The organism is Vibrio sp. MarTm2, assembly GCF_027587055.1.
Taxonomy (GTDB): domain Bacteria; phylum Pseudomonadota; class Gammaproteobacteria; order Enterobacterales; family Vibrionaceae; genus Vibrio; species Vibrio sinaloensis_D.
In genome coordinates, this window is sequence record NZ_JAPPTK010000037.1 from 1 (window position 1) to 1,448 (window position 1,448).

The window sequence follows — 1,448 nt, forward strand, 5'->3', positions numbered from 1 at the left end:
TGTGAAGTCATTGATGCCATGCTTCCAGGAAAAGCCTCTAAGCTTCAGATTGTAAGGAATCGTACCCCAAACCGACACAGGTGGTCGGGTAGAGAATACCAAGGCGCTTGAGAGAACTCGGGTGAAGGAACTAGGCAAAATGGTACCGTAACTTCGGGAGAAGGTACGCTCTTGACGGTGAAGTCCCTTGCGGATGGAGCTATTGAGAGTCGCAGATACCAGGTGGCTGCAACTGTTTATTAAAAACACAGCACTGTGCAAAATCGTAAGATGACGTATACGGTGTGACGCCTGCCCGGTGCCGGAAGGTTAATTGATGGGGTTAGTCCTTGGACGAAGCTCTTGATCGAAGCCCCGGTAAACGGCGGCCGTAACTATAACGGTCCTAAGGTAGCGAAATTCCTTGTCGGGTAAGTTCCGACCTGCACGAATGGCGTAATGATGGCCACGCTGTCTCCACCCGAGACTCAGTGAAATTGAAATCGCTGTGAAGATGCAGTGTACCCGCGGCTAGACGGAAAGACCCCGTGAACCTTTACTACAGCTTGGCACTGAACATTGACCCTACATGTGTAGGATAGGTGGGAGGCTTTGAACCCGGTACGCCAGTATCGGTGGAGCCGTCCTTGAAATACCACCCTTGTAGTGTTGATGTTCTAACGTTGACCCCTTATCGGGGTTGCGGACAGTGCCTGGTGGGTAGTTTGACTGGGGCGGTCTCCTCCCAAAGAGTAACGGAGGAGCACGAAGGTGGGCTAATCACGGTTGGACATCGTGAGGTTAGTGCAATGGCATAAGCCCGCTTGACTGCGAGAATGACAATTCGAGCAGGTGCGAAAGCAGGTCATAGTGATCCGGTGGTTCTGAATGGAAGGGCCATCGCTCAACGGATAAAAGGTACTCCGGGGATAACAGGCTGATACCGCCCAAGAGTTCATATCGACGGCGGTGTTTGGCACCTCGATGTCGGCTCATCACATCCTGGGGCTGAAGTCGGTCCCAAGGGTATGGCTGTTCGCCATTTAAAGTGGTACGCGAGCTGGGTTTAGAACGTCGTGAGACAGTTCGGTCCCTATCTGCCGTGGGCGTTGGAAGATTGAAGGGGGCTGCTCCTAGTACGAGAGGACCGGAGTGGACGAACCTCTGGTGTTCGGGTTGTGTCGCCAGACGCATTGCCCGGTAGCTAAGTTCGGAATCGATAACCGCTGAAAGCATCTAAGCGGGAAGCGAGCCCTGAGATGAGTCTTCCCTGACCCCTTGAGGGTCCTAAAGGGTTGTTCGAGACTAGAACGTTGATAGGCAGGGTGTGTAAGTGCTGTGAGGCATTGAGCTAACCTGTACTAATTGCCCGTGAGGCTTAACCATACAACACCCAAAGGGTTTTGATGGACTCGATACAAGAATTAACTTGATTGTGTTTTAGAGAACGCAAACAGCTTTCCGAATTA

The 1,448-nt window shown here is 52.1% G+C and carries 1 rRNA gene; it reads left to right on the top strand.

The features are described from left to right. Positions 1-1,365, top strand: a 23S ribosomal RNA gene (locus OH458_RS21900); the annotation flags it as partial. Positions 1,366-1,448: the final 83 nt, after the last annotated feature.